Origin of the sequence: Paenarthrobacter sp. RAF54_2, from assembly GCF_052113945.1 — a bacterium.
Classification (GTDB): Bacteria; Actinomycetota; Actinomycetes; order Actinomycetales; family Micrococcaceae; genus Arthrobacter.
In genome coordinates, this window is record NZ_JBFRDV010000010.1 from 35,557 (window position 1) to 59,659 (window position 24,103).

Annotated in this window: 20 protein-coding genes; 4 read left to right on the top strand and 16 right to left on the bottom strand. The window is 62.1% G+C overall.

The features are described from left to right. Positions 1–179: 179 nt before the first annotated feature. From AB4Y87_RS11925 to AB4Y87_RS11970, 10 genes are all read right to left on the bottom strand, one after another. Positions 180–2,270, bottom strand: a complete 2,091-nt coding sequence (locus AB4Y87_RS11925) for a PhoX family protein (RefSeq protein ID WP_442004550.1) — start codon at positions 2,268–2,270, stop codon at positions 180–182. A gap of 76 nt (positions 2,271–2,346) precedes the next feature. Next, positions 2,347–3,375: an o-succinylbenzoate synthase gene (locus tag AB4Y87_RS11930; RefSeq protein ID WP_442004551.1), complete on the bottom strand. Its 1,029-nt coding sequence runs from the start codon at positions 3,373–3,375 to the stop codon at positions 2,347–2,349. Positions 3,376–3,423: 48 nt separating this feature from the next. Continuing rightward, the gene (locus AB4Y87_RS11935) at positions 3,424–4,533 is read right to left on the bottom strand and encodes a Gfo/Idh/MocA family protein (RefSeq protein WP_442004651.1); all 1,110 of its coding nucleotides are present in this window, start codon (positions 4,531–4,533) and stop codon (positions 3,424–3,426) included. A 67-nt stretch (positions 4,534–4,600) separates the two neighbouring features. Then, positions 4,601–5,722, bottom strand: coding sequence for a Gfo/Idh/MocA family protein (locus AB4Y87_RS11940; protein ID WP_442004552.1), 1,122 nt, complete (start codon positions 5,720–5,722; stop codon positions 4,601–4,603). Then, a complete protein-coding gene (locus tag AB4Y87_RS11945) occupies positions 5,719–6,471 on the bottom strand; it encodes a sugar phosphate isomerase/epimerase family protein (RefSeq protein ID WP_442004553.1) in 753 nt (250 codons plus the stop codon). Before AB4Y87_RS11945 ends, AB4Y87_RS11940 begins: the two co-directional genes overlap by 4 nt. 86 nt (positions 6,472–6,557) lie before the next feature. Continuing rightward, complete coding sequence (locus tag AB4Y87_RS11950; protein ID WP_442004554.1) at positions 6,558–7,454, bottom strand: carbohydrate ABC transporter permease; 897 nt, start codon at positions 7,452–7,454, stop codon at positions 6,558–6,560. 12 nt (positions 7,455–7,466) lie between these two features. Continuing rightward, on the bottom strand, positions 7,467–8,426 hold the full coding sequence (locus AB4Y87_RS11955) for a carbohydrate ABC transporter permease (protein WP_442004555.1): 960 nt from the start codon (positions 8,424–8,426) through the stop codon (positions 7,467–7,469). 2 nt (positions 8,427–8,428) lie between these two features. Then, on the bottom strand, positions 8,429–9,727 hold the full coding sequence (locus AB4Y87_RS11960; RefSeq protein WP_442004556.1) for a sugar ABC transporter substrate-binding protein: 1,299 nt from the start codon (positions 9,725–9,727) through the stop codon (positions 8,429–8,431). Between the two features lie 163 nt (positions 9,728–9,890). After that, positions 9,891–10,973 (bottom strand): LacI family DNA-binding transcriptional regulator, encoded by a 1,083-nt coding sequence (locus tag AB4Y87_RS11965; protein ID WP_442004557.1) that lies wholly within the window; start codon positions 10,971–10,973, stop codon positions 9,891–9,893. A gap of 102 nt (positions 10,974–11,075) precedes the next feature. Next, positions 11,076–11,684 (bottom strand): hypothetical protein, encoded by a 609-nt coding sequence (locus tag AB4Y87_RS11970; protein WP_442004558.1) that lies wholly within the window; start codon positions 11,682–11,684, stop codon positions 11,076–11,078. 104 nt (positions 11,685–11,788) lie between these two features. Between AB4Y87_RS11970 and AB4Y87_RS11975 the strand changes: the two genes are divergently transcribed. Next, positions 11,789–12,409 carry a DUF2510 domain-containing protein gene (locus tag AB4Y87_RS11975; protein ID WP_442004559.1) on the top strand — a complete coding sequence of 207 codons (621 nt, stop codon included), beginning with the start codon at positions 11,789–11,791 and terminating at the stop codon, positions 12,407–12,409. A gap of 18 nt (positions 12,410–12,427) precedes the next feature. On the opposite strand, the gene AB4Y87_RS11980 is transcribed toward AB4Y87_RS11975, so the two are convergent. Then, positions 12,428–12,769 carry a DUF5655 domain-containing protein gene (locus tag AB4Y87_RS11980; protein ID WP_442004560.1) on the bottom strand — a complete coding sequence of 114 codons (342 nt, stop codon included), beginning with the start codon at positions 12,767–12,769 and terminating at the stop codon, positions 12,428–12,430. A 98-nt stretch (positions 12,770–12,867) separates the two neighbouring features. On the opposite strand from AB4Y87_RS11980, the gene AB4Y87_RS11985 reads away from it, so the two are divergent. Further along, a complete protein-coding gene (locus AB4Y87_RS11985; protein ID WP_442004561.1) occupies positions 12,868–13,929 on the top strand; it encodes a LacI family DNA-binding transcriptional regulator in 1,062 nt (353 codons plus the stop codon). A 110-nt stretch (positions 13,930–14,039) separates the two neighbouring features. On the opposite strand, the gene AB4Y87_RS11990 is transcribed toward AB4Y87_RS11985, so the two are convergent. Then, positions 14,040–14,915: a helix-turn-helix domain-containing protein gene (locus AB4Y87_RS11990; RefSeq protein ID WP_442004562.1), complete on the bottom strand. Its 876-nt coding sequence runs from the start codon at positions 14,913–14,915 to the stop codon at positions 14,040–14,042. A 157-nt stretch (positions 14,916–15,072) separates the two neighbouring features. Here AB4Y87_RS11990 and AB4Y87_RS11995 point away from each other — a divergent pair, with 157 nt between their 5' ends. Then, complete coding sequence (locus AB4Y87_RS11995) at positions 15,073–16,053, top strand: aldo/keto reductase (protein WP_442004563.1); 981 nt, start codon at positions 15,073–15,075, stop codon at positions 16,051–16,053. A gap of 93 nt (positions 16,054–16,146) precedes the next feature. Here the strand turns inward: AB4Y87_RS11995 and AB4Y87_RS12000 are convergent, their stop codons facing one another. From AB4Y87_RS12000 to AB4Y87_RS12015, 4 genes are read right to left on the bottom strand one after another with little or no spacing between them, the layout of a single operon-like run. Next, complete coding sequence (locus AB4Y87_RS12000) at positions 16,147–17,631, bottom strand: glycoside hydrolase family 32 protein (protein ID WP_442004652.1); 1,485 nt, start codon at positions 17,629–17,631, stop codon at positions 16,147–16,149. Between the two features lie 24 nt (positions 17,632–17,655). Next, the gene (locus AB4Y87_RS12005) at positions 17,656–18,528 is read right to left on the bottom strand and encodes a carbohydrate ABC transporter permease (protein ID WP_442004564.1); all 873 of its coding nucleotides are present in this window, start codon (positions 18,526–18,528) and stop codon (positions 17,656–17,658) included. Positions 18,529–18,536: 8 nt separating this feature from the next. Then, a complete protein-coding gene (locus AB4Y87_RS12010; protein ID WP_442004565.1) occupies positions 18,537–19,502 on the bottom strand; it encodes a carbohydrate ABC transporter permease in 966 nt (321 codons plus the stop codon). Then, positions 19,499–20,917, bottom strand: coding sequence for an ABC transporter substrate-binding protein (locus AB4Y87_RS12015; protein WP_442004566.1), 1,419 nt, complete (start codon positions 20,915–20,917; stop codon positions 19,499–19,501). Before AB4Y87_RS12015 ends, AB4Y87_RS12010 begins: the two co-directional genes overlap by 4 nt. Positions 20,918–21,105: 188 nt before the next feature. Between AB4Y87_RS12015 and AB4Y87_RS12020 the strand changes: the two genes are divergently transcribed. Beyond that, positions 21,106–23,832 carry an AMP-binding protein gene (locus tag AB4Y87_RS12020; protein ID WP_442004567.1) on the top strand — a complete coding sequence of 909 codons (2,727 nt, stop codon included), beginning with the start codon at positions 21,106–21,108 and terminating at the stop codon, positions 23,830–23,832. Positions 23,833–24,103: the final 271 nt, after the last annotated feature.

The following is a 24,103-nucleotide window of genomic DNA, read 5'->3' on the forward strand; positions in this document are numbered from 1 at the left end:
CAGCAGGAAGTGAGAGAAGATCCGTCAGAAAGCCGCAGGGAGTGAGAGGAGATCCGTCAGAAGGCCGCAGGAAGTGAAAGAACAACCGCCCAAAAGCCGCAGGATGTGAGAGAGCATCGGGGGGACAGAAGCGCTCCCCCACCCGTCAACCCGGGTGAGGGAGCGCTTCGTCAGGTACGTTACTTGCGGAACACCTGGACGATCGACGGCCGCGGCGCCCGCACCGCACCGGCGGCCGGGGTGGCTCCAGCGTCCACGTAGTCCGGGAAGAACGAGTGCTGGTCCGCGAACGTGCCTTCCTCGCCCGGGTGCTGGACCGCTACGAAAACGCTGCGCTCCTCGTCGTGGACGATCGGGCCACAGGTCTCGGCTTCGCGCGGGACTGCGAGGAACTGCTCCACCTTTCCGCGTTCGGGGCCTTCGAGGGTGACCTTGAACAGCCCATCTGCGTAGCCAATGGTGGAGGGTGCACCGTCGGTGGAGATCCAGAGGTTGCCTACGGAGTCGAAGGCAACGTTGTCCGGGCAGGAGATCGGGGAAACCTTGTCCGCCGGGAATCCTGAGAAGTACGTGGATGTGTTCTTGGCAGGGTCACCGGCCACCAGCAGCAGGGTCCAGTTGAACTTGGTGCCAGTCTGATCCGGGCCCTCAGTGATTTCCACAATGTGGCCGTCACGGTTCAGCGTTCGGGGGTTGACCTCGGTGGCGCCTTCCTTGCCGGCCTTGCCGCGGTCCGAGTTGTTGGTGCAGGCCACGTAAACCTTGCCCGTGAGCAGGTTGGGCTGGACGTCTTCGCAGCGGTCCATCTTGGTGGGGCCCACTTTGTCGGCGGCAAGGCGTGTGTAGACCAACACTTCAGCAACAGACATGCCGGGAACCGCCGAGACGCCACCCACTACCAGCGGCAACCACTCGCCGGTGCCGTCAAATGCACCGTCGGCAGGAACCTTGCCCGTGCCGTCAATTTCTGCCGCCGGGGAGTCACCGGTGAAGCGCGCAACGAACAGATCACCTTCGGAGAGCAGGCTCATGTTGTTCTTCCGCGCCTCAGCTGAGTCGCCGGGCTGGTATTTGCCCTTGGACACGAACTTGTAGAGGTAATCGAAGCGCTCATCGTCACCCATGTAAGCCACAACCTGGCCCGACGGAGCGACAATCACGTTGGCGCCCTCATGCTTGAAGCGGCCCATGGCGGAGTGCTTCTTCGGAGTCGAGGTGGGGTCGAACGGGTCCACTTCCACGATCCAGCCAAAGCGGTTGGTCTCGTTGGCGTAGCCGGCGTTGCGTGTGTCGAAGCGCGGCTCGTCGAGTTCCCACTGACGCGTGGTCGGCTTCGCAGAAATGCCGTAACGCTTGTCCCCGTCGCTGGTACCGGGGGCGGCAAAGTAGCCGTTGAAGTTCTCTTCGCCCGAGAGGATGGTTCCCCACGGAGTGGTTCCGCCGGAGCAGTTGCCCAAGGTTCCCTTGATCCAGCGGCCGTCCGGGTCATCGATTGTCTTGACGAGGTTGGTGCCTGCAGCTGCACCGGTCAGCTCGTAGACGGTGTCCGTGAGGAAGCGGCGATTCAGGGGTGCACCCTGAACGTAGCTCCAGGGCTGGTTCTTGTTCTTGCGCTCCAACTCCACCACCGTCAGGCCGTGACCAGCTCGACCAATGGCACGGGTTTCAGCGGCGTCAAAACCGGCCGGCAGCATGATGTTCTCGTTGGTGTATTCGTGGTTCGTGAACAATACGGCTCGGCGGTCCTTGGACCCGGGAACCGGGATGATGTCCGTGTAATCGTTGTTGTAGCCGAATTGGCGTGCCTGGGCAGCAGCAGTCTGCGCATTGAGGTTGAAGGCCGGCGAATCGGCGAAAAGGGGGTCGCCCCAACGGATGATCGGCTTCCAGTCGAACCCCTCTGGAACTGTGAACGCGTCAACAGCGGCGTCCACTGGCTTGATTGCCGTGAACTGGAGCTTGGACTTCCCGAAGCCCTTCTTGGCTGCGTCTGACAAACCGTTGCCGGCATCGGCAACTGCAGAGTCGGCACCATTCATTGCACTACCAAGAACGACGGCGAGGGCACCGGCGGCGCCAAGCCCCAGGGCGGCGCGGCGGCTCATGGCCGTTGAGGCGATGTCGCGGAAGTAGCCGTTGGAGCTGGTGTTGCAAACATCGCCGGCACAGGCGTTGTCGCACTTGAGAGCGCACGTGACGGCACTGCGCTTGCCTTTGGTGTGGCCGAACATGGGCAGCAGTGGGAATGTGCGTCCAGTGGTATCAGACATGAGGGGACCTTCCAGAGAATGTACGAGGTTCCCGCTGAGCCTTTCAGCGCAATCGGAATCCGAGAGGACTCTCTGGTTAAGTTTCGGTGAACAGGTCTTCTTGGGAGGACGCGAGCGCCGAATGTACGCGTCTGAGCCTCTCTAACCACCAGTCCCGACGTTCCCCCGGAGCCGCATAGTGCTCCAGCAGCCCAGGATCGGCGACGGCCTCGCGAAGGCGGATGGCGCCGTCGTCGGCTACCAAGGGATCCAGTGTGATGTCCGAGGCGAAGAGCGAAACGGTGCCAAGCCCGCAGGCGTATGGAAGCGAAGGCAGCGCGGCGGCGAGCGCCAAACCAGCACGGATCCCAATGGAGGTATCGAGGGCGGAGCTGACGACGGCGGGGAGGCCAGCTTGGGCGACGATGTCCAGGGCGCGTGCCACTCCCCCTAGCGGCGCTACCTTTACGACGATCAGGTCAGCGGCCCCCGCCCTGGCAACGCGAAGGGGGTCCGCTTCTTTCCGGACGCTTTCGTCGGCGGCTATCAGGACGGGCGTTCCCGCTGTGGCAAGGCGGCGTCGCACCTCAGCCAGGCCCTCAATGTCCGACACAGGTTGTTCCGCGTATTCAAGTCCGACGACTGACAGTTTGCCCAGTGCCTCTACAGCCTGGTCAACCTCCCAGCCCCCGTTGGCATCGACGCGGATGGCGGCGTCTGGGAGGGCGTCGCGCACGGCGGTGACCCTTGCGAGGTCGTCGGCCAGAGATTGACCACGCTCCGCAACTTTGATCTTGACGGCATCCACCCGGCCGAACCGCGCAAGAACTTCCGGCACACGCTCCGCAGGGACCGCAGGAACGGTGGCGTTCACGGGAATGCTGCCCCGAAGCGGTGGAGGGAAACCGATCCAGCCTGCTTCCAAGGCGGCAGAGAGCCAACGCGAGGATTCGTCGTCGTCGTATTCCGGAAAGGGGCAGAATTCACCCCAGCCCAGAGGCCCTTTCAAGAGAAGTGTTTCCCGCTCCATGATGCCGCGGAACTTCACGCGCATGGGCAGTGAAACAACGTGGGCATTATCGAGGAGTTCTTCGAGCGGCGGCACATCAGGAAGGCGAGCGGGCATATTGCCACTGTACCGGCGGCTCCTCACGCCTAAGGCACGTCAATTGGGCTATGTGGACAACTGGATCAGGGAGCTTTTGGCGGCCGCGGACTCGTCCACGGCAGCGAGGATGTGCTGGACGTTGAGGCCCTCTTCGAATGATGGCGAGGGCTGGTTTCCGTCCCGAATGGCAAGGAGGAAGTCCCGGATTTGGTGGGTAAAAGTGTGTTCCCAGCCGATGATGTGGCCTTGGGGCCACCACGCACCCATGTAGGGATGTTCGGGTTCGTTGACGAGGATCCGTCGGAAGCCTTGCTCTCTGATGGGAGAGGTCGCGTCCAGGAAACCGAGCTCGTTCAGGTTCTCGAGATCAAAGGTCAATGATCCGGATGAGCCGAAAACTTCGATTCGAAGGCTGTTCTTCCTGCCTGTGGCAACCCGGGATGCTTCGATCGAGGCGCCGACGTTTCCTGTGAGGCCAAGGGTTGCCCAGACAGCGTCGTCCACCGTCACCTCCTCCATTCCGTCGGGACCGGGGCGCGCGGCGACAAAGGTCCGCAACGTGCCAGTGACCTCCGTGATGGTTTGACCGGTGAGGAACAGCACCTGGTCGATTGCGTGGGAGGCGATGTCACCCAAAGCCCCGGAGCCAGCCATTTCCTTCCGCAAACGCCAGGTCATGGGTGATTTAGCGTCGGCGAGCCAATCCTGGAGGTATGCGGCGCGGACGTGACGGACTGTACCCAATCGTCCCTCGGCGATCAGTTCGCGGGCCAACGCCAGGGCCGGAACGCGACGGTAGTTGAACCCGATCATGGACTGCACCCCCTTTCCCCGAGCGATACCTGCGGCTGCGGTCATGGCTTCGGCTTCAGCCAAGGTATTGGCCAGGGGTTTCTCGACGAGGACATGCTTGCCGGCTTCCAGTGCGGCGATGGCGATTTCAGCGTGCATCCAGCCAGGGGCGCAGATATCGACGATGTGGATGTCGTCCCGCTCAATGACGGACCGCCAGTCGGTGGCGGACTCGGTCCAACCGTACTTGGCGGCGGCCTCGGCTACCAGGGAGGCGTCGCGGCCTACCAGGACCTTCTGCTCAAAGGCCGGGACGTCGAAAAAGCTTGCTACGTTCCGCCAGGCATTTGAATGGACTTTTCCCATAAAGGCGTAACCAATCATGGCCACCCCCAAGGGGCGAGTCTGTTTCCGCTCGAGGTTTTGTTTCGGGGATTTCAAGGCGGGTCTCCTAGAGTGTTTGGGTTGACGGGTCCCAGTCCTCGGGGAGCGCAGCGGAGGCTGGGGCAGAGCTCTCGACGTCAATGAAAGCGCCCGATTCGATTGATTCATTGATTGAGACCATGGCGTCCACGACGTGGTAGGCGAGGTTCCCGGTGGCCCGGTGTGGGACGCCTGCGCGGATGGAACGGGCCATGTCCAGCACTCCCAAACCGCGGCCGTCTGCAGGGCCGGTGGCCGGAATCGTGGTCCAGTCCTCGTCTCCGGCCTTCCAGATACGGACGTTACCGTCGAATTCGTTGGGATCAGGAAGGGAAATGGTGGCCTCCGTCCCTGTGATCTCCACGAATCCCATCCGCTCACGTGGTGATTCGAAGCTGAAGACGCTGTGGGAGGACGCACCGTTGTCGAACTGGGCCATGGCGGAGAGGTGCGTGGGTACGTCGACGGCGAACTCCTCACCTGCCCTTGGTCCGGACCCGATCACGCGCAACTCCTTGGCTTTTGAGCCGAGGGCAGCAACCCTTCGGACAGACCCGAAGGTCTGAACGAGGGCGGTGAGATAGTAAGGGCCCATGTCGAACAGCGGTCCGGCGCCGTACTGAAAAAGGAAGCCAGGGTTGGGGTGCCAGGATTCCGGGCCAGGCGTCTGGAAAGTAGTCATGGCGGTGAGGGGCGTTCCGATATCCCCGCGCTCAATAACCCGCCGCGCCGTCTGCAGCCCGGCGCCCAGGAACGTATCGGGCGCGCAACCCAGACGAATACCTGCTGCGTCGGCTGCCTTCAGCAGGCCGAGCCCAGATTCCCGGTCCAACGAAAACGGCTTTTCGGTCCAGACGTGTTTTCCCGCCAGGACCGAAGCGGTCGCAACTTCCACATGCGCGGCCGGGATGGTCAGGTTCACTACGATTTCGACGTCGGGATGGTTCAGCGCCGCTTCTGCCCCACCCCACTCGGGGATGCCGTACTCCTTGGCCCGGGATTTGGCAGCGTCGTCGAACAGGTCGGCGATGATGTGGACTTTCAGGTCAGGGAAGCCCGTGAGGTTGTCCAGGTACTGTTTGCTGATGTTGCCGGCGCCGATGACGGCGACCCCGACCGGCCCGTTGCCGGTGGCGATTAGGCCGTTCATGCCGGCTCTCCTGCGTTTACTGCTGCATTCTCCAGATACCTCAAGCTCTGGCTGATGCCTTCGAAGATGTCCCCTGCGTAGTCGTCGAACTCAACGACGCCCACTTCGAGGGACTTGGCCGCCGCAATGACATCCAGGACAGCGATCCGGCCCTGGCCAGCGGGTTGCTGCGCTTTGATGTCGGCAGTTATCGGGCCGTCCTTGATATGGATGAGCTTCACCCGTTCACCGAGCCGCCTGAGGAGGGCTTCGGGGTCCTGGCCTCCCACCGCTGCCCAGTAAACATCCACCTCCAAAACAACTTCCGGATCCAGCAGCCCGGCGAAATACTCAAGCGCCGGCTGGCCCTCTATCACCGACTCCAGTTCCCACTCGTGGTTGTGATACCCCACCCGAATTCCATACGCAGCGCCCTTCCTCGCCGCGGTATTGAGCTTTTCAGCCGTGACCTGGATGTCCTCGGCCTTTTGCCAATGCTCTGCCGGCAGGAAAGGGTCGATCACCGTAGTGATGCCCAGTTCCCTCGCAGCCGCAAAGATTTTGTCCTGATCCTGACTCATCAGCGGTGCATGGCCAGAAGGTGCCGATAAGCCGTGCTCGGCCAGTGCAGCACCGAGCTCCTTGGCTGTGTCCACGAAGTCGTAGGGCTCCACTTGGGTGAAGCCGATCTCAGCGACCTTGCGGATGGAACCCGAGAGATCATCCTCCATGGCCTTGCGAAGGGTGAACAGCTGAATTGAATAAGGCATTTCTTTCCTTGGAGGTTGGGCTGTGTGTTGGGCAACAGACGGTGCTCGCCACTTGCCTTGCGACGTGGGTGAGGACAGTGAAGGGCTCATTTGATGCCGGTCGCCGCTACGCCTTGGATGAAGAATCGCTGCAGGCATATGAAAAGCACCACGATGGGGGCGATGACCAACACCGAGCCAGCCAGCAGCAGCCCGTAATCTGTCGCGCTTTCACCGGTCGAGAACAGGGACAACGCAACGGGCAGCGTGTACTTGTCCTCGCTCTGGGCAGCGACCAGGGGCCAGAGGAAGTTATTCCATGATCCGAGGAAGGTAAGGATCCCCAATGTGGCCAGCGGCGGCCCGCAAAGCGGCATAACGATCCTGGTGAAGGTCCGCAATTCACCGGCCCCGTCGATCCTTGCCGCCTCGATCAGGGAATCCGGGATCCCCATCATGAACTGCCGCATGAGAAAAACGCCCAGGGGTGAGACCAGGAAAGGCAGGATCAGGGCTGGGTAGGTGTTGACCAAGCCCAGCTTGCTGACCATGACAAACAATGGCACGAAGGTCACAACGCCCGGAACCATGAGGGTCACCATCACCAGCAAGAACAGGACCTTCTTTCCCGCGAAGTCCATCTTGGCCAGGGCGTAGCCCACCATTGAACAGAACAGAAGATTTCCCAGGACCGTGACGACGGCAACGATGAGGCTGTTCATGAAGAAGAGGTCTATGTGCAGATCGGTGAACCAGCGCACGTAGTTGTCCAAGGTGGGGTCCTGGGGCCACCATGTGACGGGTCTGCGAAGGAGTTCCCCCTGGGTTTTGAAGGATCCCAACAGCATCCAAGCAAACGGCAATATGGTTGCCGCTCCGGCAAGAATCAGCCCGCCGTATACCCACGGCTGTTTCCCGATGCCGGGCTGCTGCTTGCGCGTCGTGACGGCCCTGCGGGGCGCCGGGCGGGCCGGCATTGCAGGAGCGGTTTTTGTATTTGTCATCGTCTACTCGCTTCAGTCTTTGGAGCGGAGGGTACGGAATTGGATCAGGCTCAGCAGCGCAATGGCTATGAACAGCACGTAGCTGGCGGCAGAGGCCAGCCCATACTTACCGAACCCGAACTGGTTGAAGGTGAAGTAGCTCACCGAGAGCGTGGAGTCCAAGGGGCCACCCTTGGTCATCACGAAAGGCTCCTCAAAGAACTGCAGGAACCCGACCGAGAGCAGGACGGCACCCAGCAGTAGGGTGGGGCGCAGGATAGGGAGTGTGACCCTGACGAATCTCTGCCAGGCGTTGGCCCCATCCACTTGAGCCGCTTCAAGAATCTCAGTGGGGACGTTCTGCAGCCCCGCCAGGAAGATGATCATCAGGGTGCCCATGTTCCGCCATACCGCCATCAGGATCATCGCAGGCATGGACCATTCGGTGCTGTTCAGCCAATCCGGCCCGGCGATGCCCACCCAGCCCAGCACGAGGTTCAATAGCCCGTCCGGTTGCAGGATGAACCGCCATACGACGGCGATGGCGACGATGCTGGTCACCACCGGTGTGTAGAAGCCGACCCTGAAGGCGCTGCGGAACCGTGTAATGCCGTTGTTCAGTGCCACGGCCAGGGCTAGGCCCGCTGCCATGGTCAACGGGATTCCGACGACGACGAAGTAGCCCGTGTTGAGCAGCGAGTGAAGGAACTGCTGATTGGCGAACAACTCAGCGAATTGGTCCAGGCCGACGAAGCCGACACTGAAGGGGTTCCTGACGTCCTTGCTGGTGAAGTCCGTGAAGGACATCACGAATGAAGACAGCAGCGGCATCAGCATGAAGACACCGAATATGAGGACGAATGGCAGGGCGAACAGCCAGGCGACCAGTGTTTTCCTGCGGCGTCTGGAGGCTGGACTACGGTGTTCCGGCGTCCGGGGCGGGCCAGCGGACGGGGTCCGGCCGGTCTGCCCCGTGGCCGTTGTGGCGGTCATGGTTACTTCCCGGTTCCGATTGAATCGGCCGCGGCTTGAAGGTCCTTCATCGCCGCTGCGGGATCCTTGCCGGCCTTTACGATCTGTTCAAGCTGCGTGTCGGCTGCGGCGGAAACCTGGGTCCAGGTGGAGATGGTGGGAGGGAAGTTGGTGTCCTTCAACTGTTCACCGAAAACGGCCAGCTTCTTGTCATCAGCCAGCGCGGGATCCTTCCAAGCGCTCTGCAGTGCCGGGAGGCTTCCCGAAAGCTTGTACCACTTGATCTGGACTTCCGGCTTGGCCAGCCACTGTGCGAGCTTCCACGCACCGTCCCGGTTCTTGGCGTCCTTGAAGACCACCATGTCTGATCCGCCGATGAATGATGTCCCGCTGACCTTCTTGGGGAAGGGCGCCACCATGTACTTGTCTTCAAAGCCCGGACCCCCGGCCGTGTTGAGCTGAGCGAGGCCGGATGGTCCCAGGATCAATACCGGGGCTTCGCCGTTGACAAAGGCCGCCTCACCGGCGCCTGCCCCTGTTGCCGGGTTCTTATTGGCAAGTTCGTCAGTGAAGAAGCTCTGGTAGTACTTCAGCGCGTCCACAACCTCAGGGGTGTCGAACGTCCACTTTGAGTTGTCCCCGCTGATGAACTGTGCGCCGTTGGACCACAGGAACGGAAGCATGGACTGGAAGGAATCAGCACCGGATACCGGCAGTTGGAGTGGGTATTTCACGCCATCCTGCGACTTCAAGGCCTTCGCCATGGCAGTCAGGCCGTCCCATGTCTTAGGGAATTCCGGGTACCCAGCCTGGGCAGCCAGGTCCTTGCGGTAGTACAGGACCCGCGTGTCGACGTACCACGGCACGCCCAGGGTAGCGCCGCTGACCTCCGTGGATTTGACGGAGCTGGGGAAGAACCCGGAGGTATCCAGCTCGGCCGGCTTGGGATCGAAGGCATCACTGAAATCGGTCATCCAGGTGGTACCCATCTGGGCAAGATCCGGAGTCGTTCCACCGGCGATGGCCGTCTGGTACTTGTTGTGGGCCGCATCCCAGGGGATGGCCGTAACGTTTACCTTCACTCCGGGGTTCTCAGCCTCGAAATCCTTCATCAACTCAGGCAGCAACTTCGCTTCGCCTCCCTGCGCCCATAAATTGATCGTGCCGGTGGCGGCACCGCTCGCGATTGCCTTCCCGGTCTCCGTGCCGTTGGAAGCCTGGTTATCGCGTCCACAGCCGGTCAGTAGCAGCCCGGCGACAAGGCCAAGCACCGCGATTTTCCTCATTCGGACGCGTGGGTCCGCAGTGGTTTGGATCATCATTGTTCCCTTCAGTCGGACGCTTGAAAGCGCCAGATGGTAGACCGGATTTATGCGCTTAGACTCCAATAAAGAAGGGATTCAATGCGCTTAGATCGGTGGGTGTACTCAATCTAAGCGCATTACTGTGACTTTGACAACAGTTTCGGAGGAAACTCCGTTGGGATTACGTTCTTGGGCAGCCGCAGCTTTCGCGAACCACAAGATGCACCGGCAGCTGCCTCTCGACGAGTGGGGCCTCGGGCCTGGAGATGGCATCCACCAGGATCTCCACTGCCGTGCGGCCCATCAGTTCCATGGGCTGGCGGACCGTAGTCAAGGTAGGGCTGACCAGGCGTCCGGCGACGACACCGTCAAAACCTGTTACAGCAACCTCACCCGGCACGGAGACGCCGGCAGCCTTAAGTGTCTCCAGGACCACCAATGCTTCTTCATCGTTGGCGCACACAAAAGCCTCGGGGAGGGAACCGGAGCCCCGGAGGTCCGCGATCAACTCAGCAGTTACAGCACTGGCTCCGGGCCTGCTTTCCAACACGGGGAGAACATCCAAGCCGCGGGCAACCATGGCAGCGCTAAAAGCGTTGTACCGTGCCTCCGTCTCTACGTTGGGGATGCTGACGAACATCAACCTCCTGAACCCGTGAAYTCCCAGCAGGTGTTCCATCAGCTGGCGCACACCCGAAGCGTTGTCCACCGTCACATGGTGAAGCCCGTCATCGTGGGAGGGTTCAGAGAGTTCAAGAACGGGAATGCGGGCTGAAATGCGTCGTGTCATCTCTGCGGGTATGGTGCGCGGAAAAATGATCAGGCCGTCGACGCGCCCCGCAATGTCAGTCACTGCCCGCTCGCTGCTGGCCTTGTTGCCCCCGCCGATCATCAGTGCGTAGCCCCGGCTGAAACTCTCCAGCTGGACGCCTCGTTGGACTTCGTCAACCCAGACAGGAAACAAGCGGCAATTATCATTAGGCGCCACCACAGCAGCGGCGCGGTCCTTCTTCATACCCTCCGCATCGGGCAGAAAATTCAGGAAGTCGAACGCAAAAAGCCCAAGGGCACCCGTTCGTCCCTTGGCAAGGCCGCGGGCGCTGGCGCTGGGCACATACCCGAGAGCCCGAGCAGCATCCAGGACGGAATTCCTCGTCGAATCCTTGACCCTGTGAGGCTGGCTGAAAGCAAACGACACCGTGGCAATCGAAACCCCCGCCCGTTCCGCAACATCGTAAACTGTGGGTCCCTTGACCACTGCCACCACTCCCCTAGATACGCAGACTATGCGCTTAACAATAGAGGCGAAAGCGGAAGCGGATCTCGTCAACACCACGTGGCATGTCGGTCGCAGATCCCCCGACAACTACTCCGTCCAGTATTTCCGTATCTTGCCCAGTGCATCGCCCAACTGCTCACCGGATAAGGTAAGGGAACTTTCCGGCATACCCAGCTCATCCCACCGAGCCACCAGTTGCGTATCGCCATCGAGCGGTAAAGGCCACAACCAGTAGTGCGCCGTGGACTGAACGACCTCATCATTGCTGCTACCGCCACCGCCGCCAAGAGTCGTAAGGACGGGGCCGGTGACGTCGTCCGTCCCTTCGTACATGGGCGGCCCGTGGACGGCTGCAACGGCCTTGCGACCATCGGGGAAAGCGACGCCGACCTGTAAACCTGTCCCGATATCGAGGCTTGAGCGCGGATGGTTAAAGGACCGATCCATGACGTCCCGCCACTCGCTGTCCGACTCGTCGCCACGGCGAACCGACCACACGAGGTCCAAAACACATCCTGTGGAATACACCTCCACCAGTTTCAGGGCCATCACCATCTGCCGGCTGTTGTGAACGAACTCCCCGATGTGAACCACGCCAGGCAACTCGTCCGACGGCGGACCGGACCACCCGGGGCGGAGCGGCTGGGGTAGGCGCGGACGTTGGGGTGGCTCTGGAAGATCGTCGAAGAACGTCATGTTCCATGCTTACACCGCCACGACAGCTAAAGGCAGGGTTGCCATCCGAACGGAATCGTGGAACCGCGCTATCCTCTGATTCACGACTCGTTTTCAGGGGAAATATGACGCACGCACCCAACGGCTCCACGACGCCCGCCGGCTGGTACCCGGATCCTTCCTTTCCGCAGCAGATGCGGTGGTGGGACGGTGTTCAGTGGACACCGCATTTGGCACCAGCCAGCCAGCAGTTCATGCCGCTCCAGCGGGTCCTGATCAGCAACCAAACGCCGGTGCTCAACCCCTTCATTTGGGCCTTGGTGCTGCTGCCGCTGGTGTCGCTCCTGCTGGTGCTTACCTGGCAGCCCGAATTCCGAACCATCACCACGAGGCAGGGCGTCACCACCCTCGACCCGATGTCGATGTACACGCCTGGCTACTTCCTGCTCCAAGCGTCAGGGCTCGTTGTTTATGGCGTATCTGTCCTGATGGCTTACTTGGACTATCGGCGGCTGGCGCGTTCCGGCGTCGTCCGTCCCTTCCACTGGGCATGGTGCTTCCTGAGCCCCGCCGTGTACGTCATCGGCCGCACAGTGATTGTCCGGAAGGTGGCTCCCGGGCGTGGGATGGGGCCGGTGTGGGGGCTCATTGGCATGGTGGTGTTGGCCCTCATCGTGGCCGGCTTCAAGATGGCCAACATGATGCAATCGCTGTACTCCCAGTTCGGTTACTCGATAAACGCCTGATGTCCTGGCAACAACGATTTAGGCAGTAAGCGCATACGCCGCGCGAACCCAGCTCAGGAACTCGGCATCGATCTCAGTGGCATCCTTCACGATGACCTCGTTGTGCCACCGGTTACTCGATACGCGCTCGGCCCGGTGAACACGGTCTGACTCAAGCTCGCTCTCGAGAACTACGTTGACCAGAATGCCGCCACGACGAGGATGGATCCCCAGAAACGCGCGGCCATGTGTGACGTGGAAAGATGAGGCGTTCTCTTGTAATTCGCAGCCTTCCAACGCGGAGAGTGAATCCATGAGTGCCTGGAAAATGCCGGATGAAGCAGGGTCGGTTTCAATGCGCTCTTTAGCGGTGCGTGCCATGCTGCCAGCATAAGTGTCGCTTCCCTGAACCGGGACGGCACCAGTCCTCACACGCGTTAGGTAGACTGCTGACAAATGACGGATGGAAGGACCTCCCGATGAACCGCAAGGCCACTGCACTGGACGTCGCCAAAAGGGCGGGAGTGTCCAGAAGCGCGGTCTCGCTGGTGCTCAATGGCCGCGGCGACGGCAACGTGGCCAAGGAGAGCCAGGACCGGATCCGTCTGGCCGCACAGGAACTCAACTACTCCCCCAACGCGATCGCGCTCAGCCTGCGGAACCAGCGCTCCCGGGTGATCGGCATCCTGTCCGACGAAGTTGTGGTCAGCCCCTTCGACGGAAACATCATCGGTGGCGCGGACGACGTCGCCCGCAGCAGGGGGTTCGTCACCGTGGTCATGGACACCGAGCGCGACACCGCCCGGGATGCGAGCGCAATCGAAACCCTCCTGGACCGCCAAGTGGACGGGCTCATGTACGTGACCGTGGGTTTGAAGCCGCTCGACGTGCCCTCTGGCATGCTGCGCGTCCCGTCAGTCCTGGCCAATTGCTACGGCAGCAGCTCCAAACCTCAACTTCATCACGTCATCCCGGACGAAATCACCGGCGGCAGGGACGCTACCGAGCACCTGCTGAAGTTGGGTCATCGGGACATCGCCTTGCTCGCTGGCGCTGAGGAATCCCCGGCCGCTCCCCTGCGCGTCGAGGGCTACCGGGATGCCTTTGCCGCGGCTGGCCTGTCGGTTCGCGCGGACAGGATCACCATGGCGGGCTGGGATATCGACGCCGGTTTCCACGGCGCCATGAAACTGCTCGACGGCGTGTCCCCGGCCGAGCGGCCCACGGCCATTATGTGCGCGAATGACCGCCTGGCAATCGGTGTTGCCCTGGCTGCCGCCCGTTTAGGCCTGAACATCCCTACCGATCTCTCAGTGATGGGTTACGACGACGAATCACGCATCGCCGACACCATGGTCCCCGCCCTCACAACCATGGCCCTGCCGCTGCGTGAAATCGGACGTGCGGCCATGACAACGCTCCTGGACAGAATCGAAGGCGTACCCGCCGGCACAGAAGGCACCACCGACACGAGTGTGGAAACAATGGTCTCCTGCCGACTGGTTATCCGGGAATCAACCGGCCCGGCGCCAACGCGCTGACCACGGGGACTGAACCTCTGGGCAACCCCGTCGTTGACCCGCTATTCAGTTGTTGGGCAACAACGGAACAGCGGGTTTCCCACGTCGATCCATCCACGCCGGACGGCCTTCTACCTCTCGAGCCCGATCTCCTCGGGGTGCCGCGCGACCAGGCTCCCGAGCAGACGGAGGGCGTGGTCAGTGGCGGAGCCGGGTTCCGCCGTGAAACCGACTAATTGGAGGCCAGGATCGGTCATCAGTTGCATGGCCTCATAACTGAGATCCAGGTCGCCCACGTCCGGGTGATGGAACAGCTTCTTACCGGCCAGGTGTATCCGCACGTCGTGGGCTTCCCAAAGCGCTGCGAACTCCCTGCTGCCGTTGATCAGTTCTTCAATGAGGTTCCGGAGGGCACGATCGGACGGAACTCGACCTGATTCAGCGCGGAGCAGGGCGACAACTTGCTCCGACGAGTCGTTCCACTCCCGGTAGGCCAACTTGGCTCGGGGGTTCAGGAAGAGGAACCGCGCGAAGTTCACCGGCTCTCGGGGCTCCGCATACATCTCGGAGAAGAGGGCACGCCCCAGTGCGTTGCTCCCGACGACGTCCATCCGGCCATTCTGGATAATTGCAGGGAATGTCATCGCGTCCAGTAGCTGCCGGGTGCCCGGGCGGATCTGATGGGTGCGGGACGCGGGCTTTCGTTGCGGCGTCCTCGCACCCCTGTTCGCGGCACGAACCAGATCATACAAATGGGCGTGCTCGGCGTCGTCGAGCTTGAGCGCACGACTGATGCCGTCAAGGATTGCGTCCGAAATTCCTGACGCGTTGCCCCGTTCGAGCCGCACGTAATACTCAACGCTCATCCCTGCGAGCAGCGCGACTTCTTCGCGGCGAAGCCCGGGCACACGACGACGACCTCCGAAGTCCGGCAATCCCGCTTCAGCCGGGGTCAGCCTCGACCGGCGCGAAATGAGGAACTCGCGAATGTTGGCGGCGGTGGTCATGCTCCAAATGTACGTCAGCGGCTTCCCCGTAGAGGGGCCCGCTTATTAACCCTATAAAGCGGGCCTGCCTCCCGTTCGCAGGTACTCCTTTACTGGATCTATCACGTCAACGGGACGACAACGAGCCAGCCCACACAACAAAAGGACCACAAATACTATGAAGACCGCACGCCTCGGAGGCCTGGAAGTCTCCGCCATCGGACTCGGAGCCATGACGATGGCTGGCGTCTACACCAGCGAGGGCTCGCTGGATAATGCAGAGTCGATCCGCACCATCCATCGGGCTCTCGATCTCGGGGTCACCCACATCGATACGGCCGAGATCTACGGGCCATTCCTGAGCGAGGAGATCCTTGGCCAGGCGATTAAGGGACGCCGCGACCAAGTCAAGATCGCGACGAAGTTCGGCTTGGTGTCTCACTTCGACGGCGGCCCTGGAGTGACCGACAGCAGTGCTGCCAATGTGAAAGCCGCGGTGGAAGGCTCCCTCAAGCGCCTCGGCACAGATCACATCGACCTGTACTATCAGCACCGCGTCGACAAGACTACGCCGATCGAAGAAACTGCAGGCGCCGTGGCGGACCTGATCGCTGAGGGCAAGGTTCTGCACTTCGGGCTGTCAGAAGCCTCGCCGGAGACCATCCGCAGGGCACACGCTGTCCAGCCGGTCACTGCTTTGCAGACGGAATACTCGCTGTGGACCCGCGACGCGGAGGAGGAGATCTTGCCACTGCTGCGTGAACTCGGCATTGGCTTCGTCCCCTACTCACCGCTTGGTCACGGCCTCCTGACCGGTCAAATCCGCTCGGTGGATGACTTTCCCGACGACGACTGGCGCAAGAGCAACCCCCGCTTCACGGCGGAGAACTTCCGCCGGAACCTCGCGATCGTCGAGGAAGTGAAGGCAATCGGCGCCGAAATCGGAGCCACCCCCGCACAAACCGCCCTCGCCTGGCTGCTGACGCGAGGCAACGACATCGCCCCGGTCCCCGGAACCCGTCGTGTTTCACGGGTGGAGGAGAACACAGCTGCCGACGGCATCAACCTCACCGACGACCAGTTGGAGCGGCTGAACGCGCTCCAGCCAGCCGCGGGGGAACGCCATGACGAAGCCAACATGGCCTCGATCGACCGCTGATTCATGACTTTGCCCAGGATTGCTCGACTTGTGAGGCCCACTCTGCGCCCCAAACCGAAATAGGGCCCACAGCGCACGACGTCGGCCTGCCGCCTACTCGGGGAGCGTCAACTCCCACACGTTGGCAGTTGCGCCGGCGGGCAGGGTGAGCTTCCACTCCTCGCCAGCCACCGGGTAGGCGCGAAGCGTCGTGGCCACGGAACCCGGGCGGTAGACCTCCACCAGGGAAGCATCTATGAATATCCGAAGCTCCTCCCCCGCAGCCAACCAACCCGAATAGACCACTTGCCGGTTGTCCCCGGAGTCACCCGCCGAACCCGAGACAAGCACGAGCTCCACGTCACCGGAAGGCGCGTCGCCGAAAGACACATCCCCAGAAGACACCGGACCACCCGTCACGAGCACCTCGGCAAAGGCGGGAACCGCCACCGAGCCAGCAGCACCCGCAGCACCCGCAGCACCCGCAGCACCCGAGCCAGCAGCACCCCCAACAACAGCAGCACCCCTGTAAGCCAACACCTCGGGCGCCGGGGAAACAGCCAGTGCCCCGTCAACCACGGACAGAACGCGAGGATGTGTCAGCACACCCGCCCATCCGGCGTCGTCGATTTCTTCCTGGGTGCGACCTCGGCGACCATCCCGACCCGGACCTTCGTTAGCCCACCCCCACAACAACGCAGCAGGCGAAGAAGCAGAGGAACCATAAGAGAGCTGGACAACCTGCGGCGCATAGAAGTCGCGGCCAAGATCCGATTTCCCGCCGGAGGACGCCACAAACACAGGCAACCCGGAGTCAGGATCCGAAGCCAGGGAACCGATCAGGTGCCCAACCCCGTTGGCGTGCTCGTGGTCGTCGCCGGAGAGCCAGAGCGAGAACATCATCACCCAGGCGGAGCCGCCGGAAGAAGAAGGCACCTGCACCAGTTGCGGGCACTCCCAAATCTCTGCCGGCGTGTGAACTGCAGCCACGGGATCAGCAGAGGTTAGCCAGATGCCCTCGTACTTCCAGGAGTCCATGTCCTCCACTGTGTACAGCAGCAAAGCGGCGCGCCCGTCAGATAGACCAGCTCCCTGGATGGCGTATCGAGCACCGTTGAAGTGGAAGATGAACGGATCGCGCACGGCTGTGACCAGAGGATCGGCGGGCATGGACGCAGCAACATGGCCGGTCTGCTCCCAGGTCACCAGATCGGCCGAACCACGGGCAATCACCACCTGCGAATGGCCGCCGTGGTCCTGGACACCCGAATAACAAGCAGTGGGCACGCCGTCATCCGAGGTCACCACGCCGGTCCAGCAGCCTGCAGAGTCGGGACCGCCCGACTGGGGCGAAAGCGCAACTGGGTGTTCTTCCCAGTGGATCAGGTCAGGGGAACTCACATGCCCCCACTGGATCTGCGAGTGTCGGGCCGATTCCGGGTTGTACTGGAAGAAGACGTGGTACCGGCCGTTGATGTAGCTGACGCCGTTGGGATCGTTGATCCAGCCTTGGGCCGGGCGCGGGTGGAAGCGCGGGAAGGCCGGATCGGGGTGGCTGGCAGCCGAAACAAGGGAGCCAGAAACTGCGAGGTCCATCAATTGGAACCCTTTCAATAAGAGAAGCTACTTGCCCGTTCCAGCGGTGAGTCCGTCCTGCAGTGCGCGCTGGCCGAACATGAACACCACCAGCGCGGGAATCATGGAGAGGACAACGCCTGCCAGCACCACGGAGATGCTTCCGGTGCCGAGGTTGCCCTGCAGCGACACCAGGCCCAGGGGCAGGGTGAAGTTTTGCTCGGAGATGGTCATGATGAGTGGCCTGAAGAACTCGTTCCAGTGGAAGTTGAACGCCAGGATGCCCACGATCGCCAGGCCGGGCACAGCCAGAGGTGCGTACACGGAGCGGAAGGTACGCCACGGCGAGGCGCCGTCGATCGCCGCCGCTTCAGCGAGCTCACCTGGCAACCCCAGGAAGTACTGGCGCATCAGGAAGGTGCCGAACGCCGTCGGGATGGCCGGGATGATCAACGCGAGCAGTGTGTCCGATAGTCCGACGCCGCGGATCAGCATGAACACCGGCACGATCGTCACCTGCGCGGGCACCATCATGGTGGCCAGCACGATGGAGAACAACGCGCCGCGTCCCCTAAAGCGAAGGTGCGCGAATGCGTAACCGGCAAGGGCTGCGGTGAGCATCTGCCCGACGGCGATCAGTCCGGTCACCAGGGCACTGTTCAGTACCAGTCCCACGATGTTGAGTTGCTTGAACACCTGCTGGTAGGACGCGAGATCCGGGTTCAGGGGCAGGAATGCCGGTGGCAGTTTGAAGGATTCCGACGGCGGCCGCAGCGAGGTGGATAGCGTCCAGAGAACGGGGCCCAGGACAAAGACGGCCGCGATCAGCAAGGCGGCGACGCGCCCGGCAACTGACCAGTCGCGCTTCTTGCGCGTAACCACAGGCGCCGTGGTTTCGACACGTTCTGAGATGAGGGTCATGGCGGGCCTTACTGGTAGAAGACGAATCGTTTGCTGAGCCGGAACTGCGCGGCTGTGATGGCCATGATGATGAGCGTCAGGATCACGCCGATCGCCGAGGCCTGGCCGAATTCGAGGCGTTGGAACGCGGACTCGAAGATCACCATCACGGCGGTACGCGTTGAGTCGCCGGGCCCGCCGCGTGTGAGCACGTAGGGCTGATCGAACACTTGCAGCGCGTTGATGATCGCCATCACCGAGGCCACCAAGGTGGTGGGGCTCAGCAGGGGCAGCGTCACGTAGAAGTGTTTGCGCCAGCCCGTGGCGCCATCGATCGAAGCGGCTTCGTACGTCTCCACCGGGATCGAGGCCAACCCACCGATGAACAGCAGGAACGAGAAACCGAAGTTCTGCCACACGTACACAAGAATGACGACGGCGGCCGAACCACCTGGCGTCGTCAGCCACGGCACCGCTGGGACGCCTACGAGCGAGAGCAGCCAGTTCACCACGCCGAACTGCTCGTTGAAGAGGTAGCGCATGAAGATGGACACCGAAGCTGCGGACAGGATCAGTGGGAAGAAGAAGGCGGAGCGGAAGAACACCCTCAGCCAGGCAGGGAGTTTCTCCTGCACCATGATCGCCAGGCCCAGCGCGAGTCCCAGCTGGAGGGCTACGGCGACGATGACGAACACGATGGTGTTGAGGAACGAGACTCGGACGGTCGGGTCCTGGACTACCTCGGCGAAGTTGTCGAAGCCCACGAACGTTGGCGCGGAGATGATGTCCCAGCGGAAGAAGGCGAGCGCCAGGGACGCGACGATCGGCAGGAGGGTGAAGATGCCCATGCCCACGATGGTCGGGGCAAGGAAGGCCCATGGCAGCCAGCGTTGCTGGACACGGCCATGCTTGGAGGGTTGGCTGTGCCTGTGGGTGACTTGGCGGCCGCCCGGCCGCTTCCCGGTCCCGGTGGGTGTACTGGTGGCGGTGCTCATGGCTGCCTCCTCAGGGCCAGTTCAAGATCGCGCTGCATTGATTCGAGGGCCTGCTTGAGTTGGCGCTCGTCCCCGCTGACAGCCAGGGATACGTTCTTCATGAGGGCGGTTTCGACGGCGGCCTGCTGGGGTGGCGCCGGAATGGGACCTGTGGTGGGGAACTTGTCCAGGGTCTCGTAGAAGACCTTCCAGTTCCGTGGACCGGTGCCGGCATAGAGTTTCTCGTTGACCATGGAACGGCGCGCGGGAGTGGTGTTGGGTGTGGGGAACACGATCTGCATGGCCTCTTTGCTGGAGCTGAATTTCACCCATTCCCAGGCTGCGTCCTTGTCCTTTGCGGTCTTCATGATCGCGTAGCCGGCCGTGCCAAACTGGTGCCGCTGGGTCCGCCACTTCGGGAAGAACTGGACGTCGAATTCATCCTCCGTCATCCCCGCCTCGTGGAGGCCTTGCACCCAATAGCCGCCCGCCGGCGTCGTACCTATCCTGTTGGAGGCGAAGAGACCGATCAGTGCGCTGCCGCCGCCTTCCTCGGGCCGGACACCCAGTCCGTCTTTGACCAGGCCGCGGAGGTAGTCGAAGGATTCGAAGACCCGGGGATCGTCGGCGTTGGGTTCGAGCCACTGGTAGCCGCCGGAGCGGAGGCCGCGTGAGGGGTCGTTGGCGTAGAAGCCATCCCAGAGCCATTCGCCACCGGTGGACTTGGTTTCCTTGAGGAAGCTCGTCTCGTTGGCGTAGAGCCACGGCACCACTCCACCGAAGAGTCGGTTGGTCCAGTAATACGGGGTGAAGTCCTGCGGCTTGGCCTTCTTCATCGCAGCGAGCGTGCTGCGGAAGTCCGTGTGCGTCCAATCGTCGGCGGGGCGTTCCAAGCCGGCCTGCCGGAGTGACGCAGTGTTGTAGTACATGTTGGCGGCATTCCAGTCGATGGGGAGCTGGAAGAGGCTGCCTTTGTACATGAAGGCTTCCACCAGGCTGGGGTGGACGTCCTCGAAGTACTCCTTCATGTGGTCGGCGTCGCGGCGGAGGTACTCATCCAGCGGGTGGGCCAGTTTTTCTGCGAAGAGCTGAGCGCCTTCAGTGGCCACGTACACAACGTCCGGCGGCGTGCCTGCTGCCACCATGGTGAGGATCTTGGTGAAGAAGTCCTTCCAGTCCACGGCCTGGATGGCTTGGACCTTGACCTTGATCTCGGGATGGACTTGGGCGAAGGCGTCGATGACCTTCTGGCGGGCTGCGGCGTCCGCGGCGGTGCCCATGATGGCGATGCTGAGGCTGTTGTCTCCCCGGCCCGGAATATCGGTCCCGGTCAATCTCGGCCACGACGCCGCTGTTGCTCCGACTATCCCGACACCGAGGGCTGTGAGGGCTGTTCTGCGTGTGAATTGTCGCAAAGCCCCATTGGTTCCCGGCATGTAGATTCCCTTTCCTAACACGTGTGAGGTAGCCTATTCCTGCTACCTAACACGTGTCAATCGTCACTGGAATGTTGCACCAACCTCACCCCACCGACCCGCATGGAGGGCCGCCGCCGCGTCATGATTCTTCGCCAAGGCATTATCCAGTTGAGTTAGGTTAGCTTTACCTTGTTACATAGTCTTTCGTGACTACCCATCCGGACGTTGCCCGAATGTCGTTCGCCACCAACCTGGCGTCCTTCGGCGACCGCACCGCCATCAGCACCGGGCACAGCTCCATCAGCTACCGCGACCTTGCCGCGCGAGTAGAGGATATGGCGCGCCAACTTGGCCCTGCGCGCCGCTTGGTTGCCCTTGAAGCTGACAACACTTTGCCGTCGTTGACCGTGTATCTCGCGGCCTTGGCATCGGGCCATCCGTTGCTCATCCTGCCCGCGGGCGGAGGAAAAGCAGCCGAAACACTCATTGCCGCCTACGATCCGGACATCATCGCGCGGGCCTCCAACGGCGAGCCCGTCCTGGACGTGCGCCGCGATGAGACAACACACGAGTTGCACCCGGATCTGGCACTCTTGGTGAGCACTTCAGGATCTACAGGCTCGCCGAAACTCGTTCGCCTTTCCGCGGCTTCCATCCAGGCAAACGCAGAGGCAATCGCACAATACCTGCACCTGCGTCCCAGCGATACTGCCGCCACAACGCTTCCTCTCTCCTACTGCTACGGGATGAGCGTGGTGAACAGCCATTTGCTGGTGGGTGCATCCCTGGCGTTGACGGACCTCTCCGTCGTGGACCCTTGTTTTKGGGACCTGGTCCGCACCGAGGGCGTGACCTCGTTCGCCGCCGTGCCCTACACTTTCGAGCTTCTGGACCGTGTGGGATTCGAGCACATGGATGTTCCCAGCCTGCGCTACATCACCCAGGCTGGAGGTCGCCTTGCTCCCGAGCGCGTCCGGTCCTATGCAGAGTTGGGCCGGGAGCGCGGCTGGGACCTTTTCGTCATGTACGGGCAGACTGAAGCCACCGCCCGCATGGCCTACCTGCCACCGGACTTGGCGGCGGAACATCCGCAGGCCATTGGCGTCGCGATTCCCGGAGGAGAATTCCGGCTCGAACCAGTGCCGGGGCTGGATGACTGGGAACTCGTCTACACCGGGCCCAACGTCATGCTGGGATATGCCGAGAAGCCCGAAGACTTGGCCCTTGGCCGGGAAATCACAGAGCTCCACACCGGCGACCTCGCGAGGCTCGGCCCTGATGAACTCTACGAGATTGTGGGCAGGCGCAGCCGCTTTGTGAAGATCGTCGGGCTCCGCGTTGATTTGGGACGTGTTGAGCGACTCCTTGCAGATCTTGGCCTGGCCGCCGCGGCCGCTGGCTCAGACGACGTCGTGGTTGCAGCAGTGGAAGGCCAACACGATCTTGCCTTGGTGGCCAAGAGCCTTGCGCAGGATCTGGGCGTCCCCCGCGGGGCCGTCCAACTGCATTCGGTCGCAGACATTCCACGGCTCGGCAACGGGAAGCCTGACTATCCGGCCATCCTGGCGTTGTCTGCGCACCCTGAGCCAGGCCAAGGGGCAGAATCCTCCGTTCGCGTCCCGGGGACAGAGACTGTGCTCGAGATTTTCGCAGACGTCCTGGAACGCCCGGACATTACAGAGACTGACAGCTTCGTTTCCCTCGGCGGAGATTCGCTCTCCTACGTGGCGGCGTCGGTACGGCTTGAGCGTGCACTTGGCCGCATCCCGCAAGGGTGGCACCTCATGCCCATTTGCGAGCTTGTCCCGGCACCCGCAGCTGCAGGCAATCCAGTCCACCCGGCCCATGAAGGTGCACGCGCCAAAGCACTTCTCCGGAACTGGCGGGGAACGCTGGCAGCGCAAATGGAGACGGGGATCGTGCTGCGCGCGCTGGCCATCATTTTCATCGTGGCCACGCACATCAAATTCTTCTCCTGGGAAGGCACCGCCCACGTGCTGATGGCGGTGGCCGGCTACAACTTTGCCCGCTTCCAACTAACGGGATCCCGGCGGGAACGGCTTCGGAGGCAATTACGTGCCGTCACGCGCATTGTCGTACCCAGCGTCGTTGTCATCGGCATCGCGTTCGCCGTCACCGACGATTACGGCTGGCACAACGTGTTCTTGTTGAACTCAGTCGTTGGTCCCCAAGGGTGGACGGACATGTCCCGCTTCTGGTTCGTTGAAGTGCTGGTTCACATCCTGATCGGGTTGGCTCTCCTGCTGGCCATACCCGCGGTGGACCGCGCCGCACGCAGATGGCCATGGGCATTTCCACTGGCGCTGGCCGGCGTCGACCTCCTGCAGCGCTTCGACATCATCGAGTTGCCCTACCCTGGGCAGGGACCTGTCCTTTGGCTGTTCGCCTTCGGATGGGCTGCGGCTGTTTCGCGGGAGTGGTGGCAACGTGCTGCCATGACCGCCTTCGCCCTACTGACGATTCCCGGGTCCTTCAGCAACGAATACCGCAGCGCCACCATCCTGGTAGGTTTCCTCATCCTCCTGTGGATTCCTACCTTGCCCGTGCCGCGCGGCCTGCATCGCATCACGGCTCTTTTGGCCAGCTCGTCACTGTATATCTACGTCACGCACTGGTTGGTCTACCCGCTCTTTGAACAGGCCCATAAAGGGCTGGCCCTCGCGGCGTCATTGCTTGTGGGCGTGGCTTACTGGGCTATGGCGACGCGTGCCATGGGCAGCGTGGAGCGGTGGCTGCGTGACCGGCAAAAGCGGCGCCAAGTCAATTCCTCCGACCCACGGCCGGACAGGGTTTCAGAACCGGGTAGGGTTTCAGGGCAAGGCGGGGTTTCAGTGCTGGGCGGGGTTTCAGTGCCGGGCGGGGTTTCAGTGCTGGATGCGAGGATGCCGCATCGAGCGGGTTCTCGCGGATGAGTGTGAGAAGACCGGGCGCGCGCCCGAAAACGCCCTCGTGTGACCCTCGCGGCGGCCCCTCCGGTTCGAGGAGGTCCCATCTTCCCGGGAATGCGACGGAGCCAGCAGCATCAGCGGCACAATGGTTATCCCCAGCCAGACAATCACAGCCAGCAACGCCAGCATCAGGCCTGTAGTAGGTTCCATAGGTTAAGAATAGGCCGATTTGCCCTTGACCATAAGGCGCCTTATTGGTATATCCGCCGCGCCGAAGGCATCCTCACATGAGCCT

What these genes read in the sequence shown, in the direction of transcription:
- AB4Y87_RS11995 (WP_442004563.1), top strand. Translation starts at nt 15,073, where the DNA reads ATGAAGACCGCACGCCTCGGAGGCCTGGAAGTCTCCGCCATCGGACTC.
- AB4Y87_RS11925 (WP_442004550.1), bottom strand. Translation starts at nt 2,270, where the DNA reads ATGTCTGATACCACTGGACGCACATTCCCACTGCTGCCCATGTTCGGC.
- AB4Y87_RS11990 (WP_442004562.1), bottom strand. Translation starts at nt 14,915, where the DNA reads ATGACCACCGCCGCCAACATTCGCGAGTTCCTCATTTCGCGCCGGTCG.
- AB4Y87_RS12005 (WP_442004564.1), bottom strand. Translation starts at nt 18,528, where the DNA reads ATGACCCTCATCTCAGAACGTGTCGAAACCACGGCGCCTGTGGTTACG.
- AB4Y87_RS11940 (WP_442004552.1), bottom strand. Translation starts at nt 5,722, where the DNA reads ATGAACGGCCTAATCGCCACCGGCAACGGGCCGGTCGGGGTCGCCGTC.
- AB4Y87_RS11945 (WP_442004553.1), bottom strand. Translation starts at nt 6,471, where the DNA reads ATGCCTTATTCAATTCAGCTGTTCACCCTTCGCAAGGCCATGGAGGAT.
- AB4Y87_RS11970 (WP_442004558.1), bottom strand. Translation starts at nt 11,684, where the DNA reads ATGACGTTCTTCGACGATCTTCCAGAGCCACCCCAACGTCCGCGCCTA.
- AB4Y87_RS11960 (WP_442004556.1), bottom strand. Translation starts at nt 9,727, where the DNA reads ATGATGATCCAAACCACTGCGGACCCACGCGTCCGAATGAGGAAAATC.
- AB4Y87_RS11930 (WP_442004551.1), bottom strand. Translation starts at nt 3,375, where the DNA reads ATGCCCGCTCGCCTTCCTGATGTGCCGCCGCTCGAAGAACTCCTCGAT.
- AB4Y87_RS11980 (WP_442004560.1), bottom strand. Translation starts at nt 12,769, where the DNA reads ATGGCACGCACCGCTAAAGAGCGCATTGAAACCGACCCTGCTTCATCC.
- AB4Y87_RS12015 (WP_442004566.1), bottom strand. Translation starts at nt 20,917, where the DNA reads ATGCCGGGAACCAATGGGGCTTTGCGACAATTCACACGCAGAACAGCC.
- AB4Y87_RS11985 (WP_442004561.1), top strand. Translation starts at nt 12,868, where the DNA reads ATGAACCGCAAGGCCACTGCACTGGACGTCGCCAAAAGGGCGGGAGTG.
- AB4Y87_RS11975 (WP_442004559.1), top strand. Translation starts at nt 11,789, where the DNA reads ATGACGCACGCACCCAACGGCTCCACGACGCCCGCCGGCTGGTACCCG.
- AB4Y87_RS11935 (WP_442004651.1), bottom strand. Translation starts at nt 4,533, where the DNA reads ATGATTGGTTACGCCTTTATGGGAAAAGTCCATTCAAATGCCTGGCGG.
- AB4Y87_RS11950 (WP_442004554.1), bottom strand. Translation starts at nt 7,454, where the DNA reads ATGACAAATACAAAAACCGCTCCTGCAATGCCGGCCCGCCCGGCGCCC.
- AB4Y87_RS12010 (WP_442004565.1), bottom strand. Translation starts at nt 19,502, where the DNA reads ATGAGCACCGCCACCAGTACACCCACCGGGACCGGGAAGCGGCCGGGC.
- AB4Y87_RS11955 (WP_442004555.1), bottom strand. Translation starts at nt 8,426, where the DNA reads ATGACCGCCACAACGGCCACGGGGCAGACCGGCCGGACCCCGTCCGCT.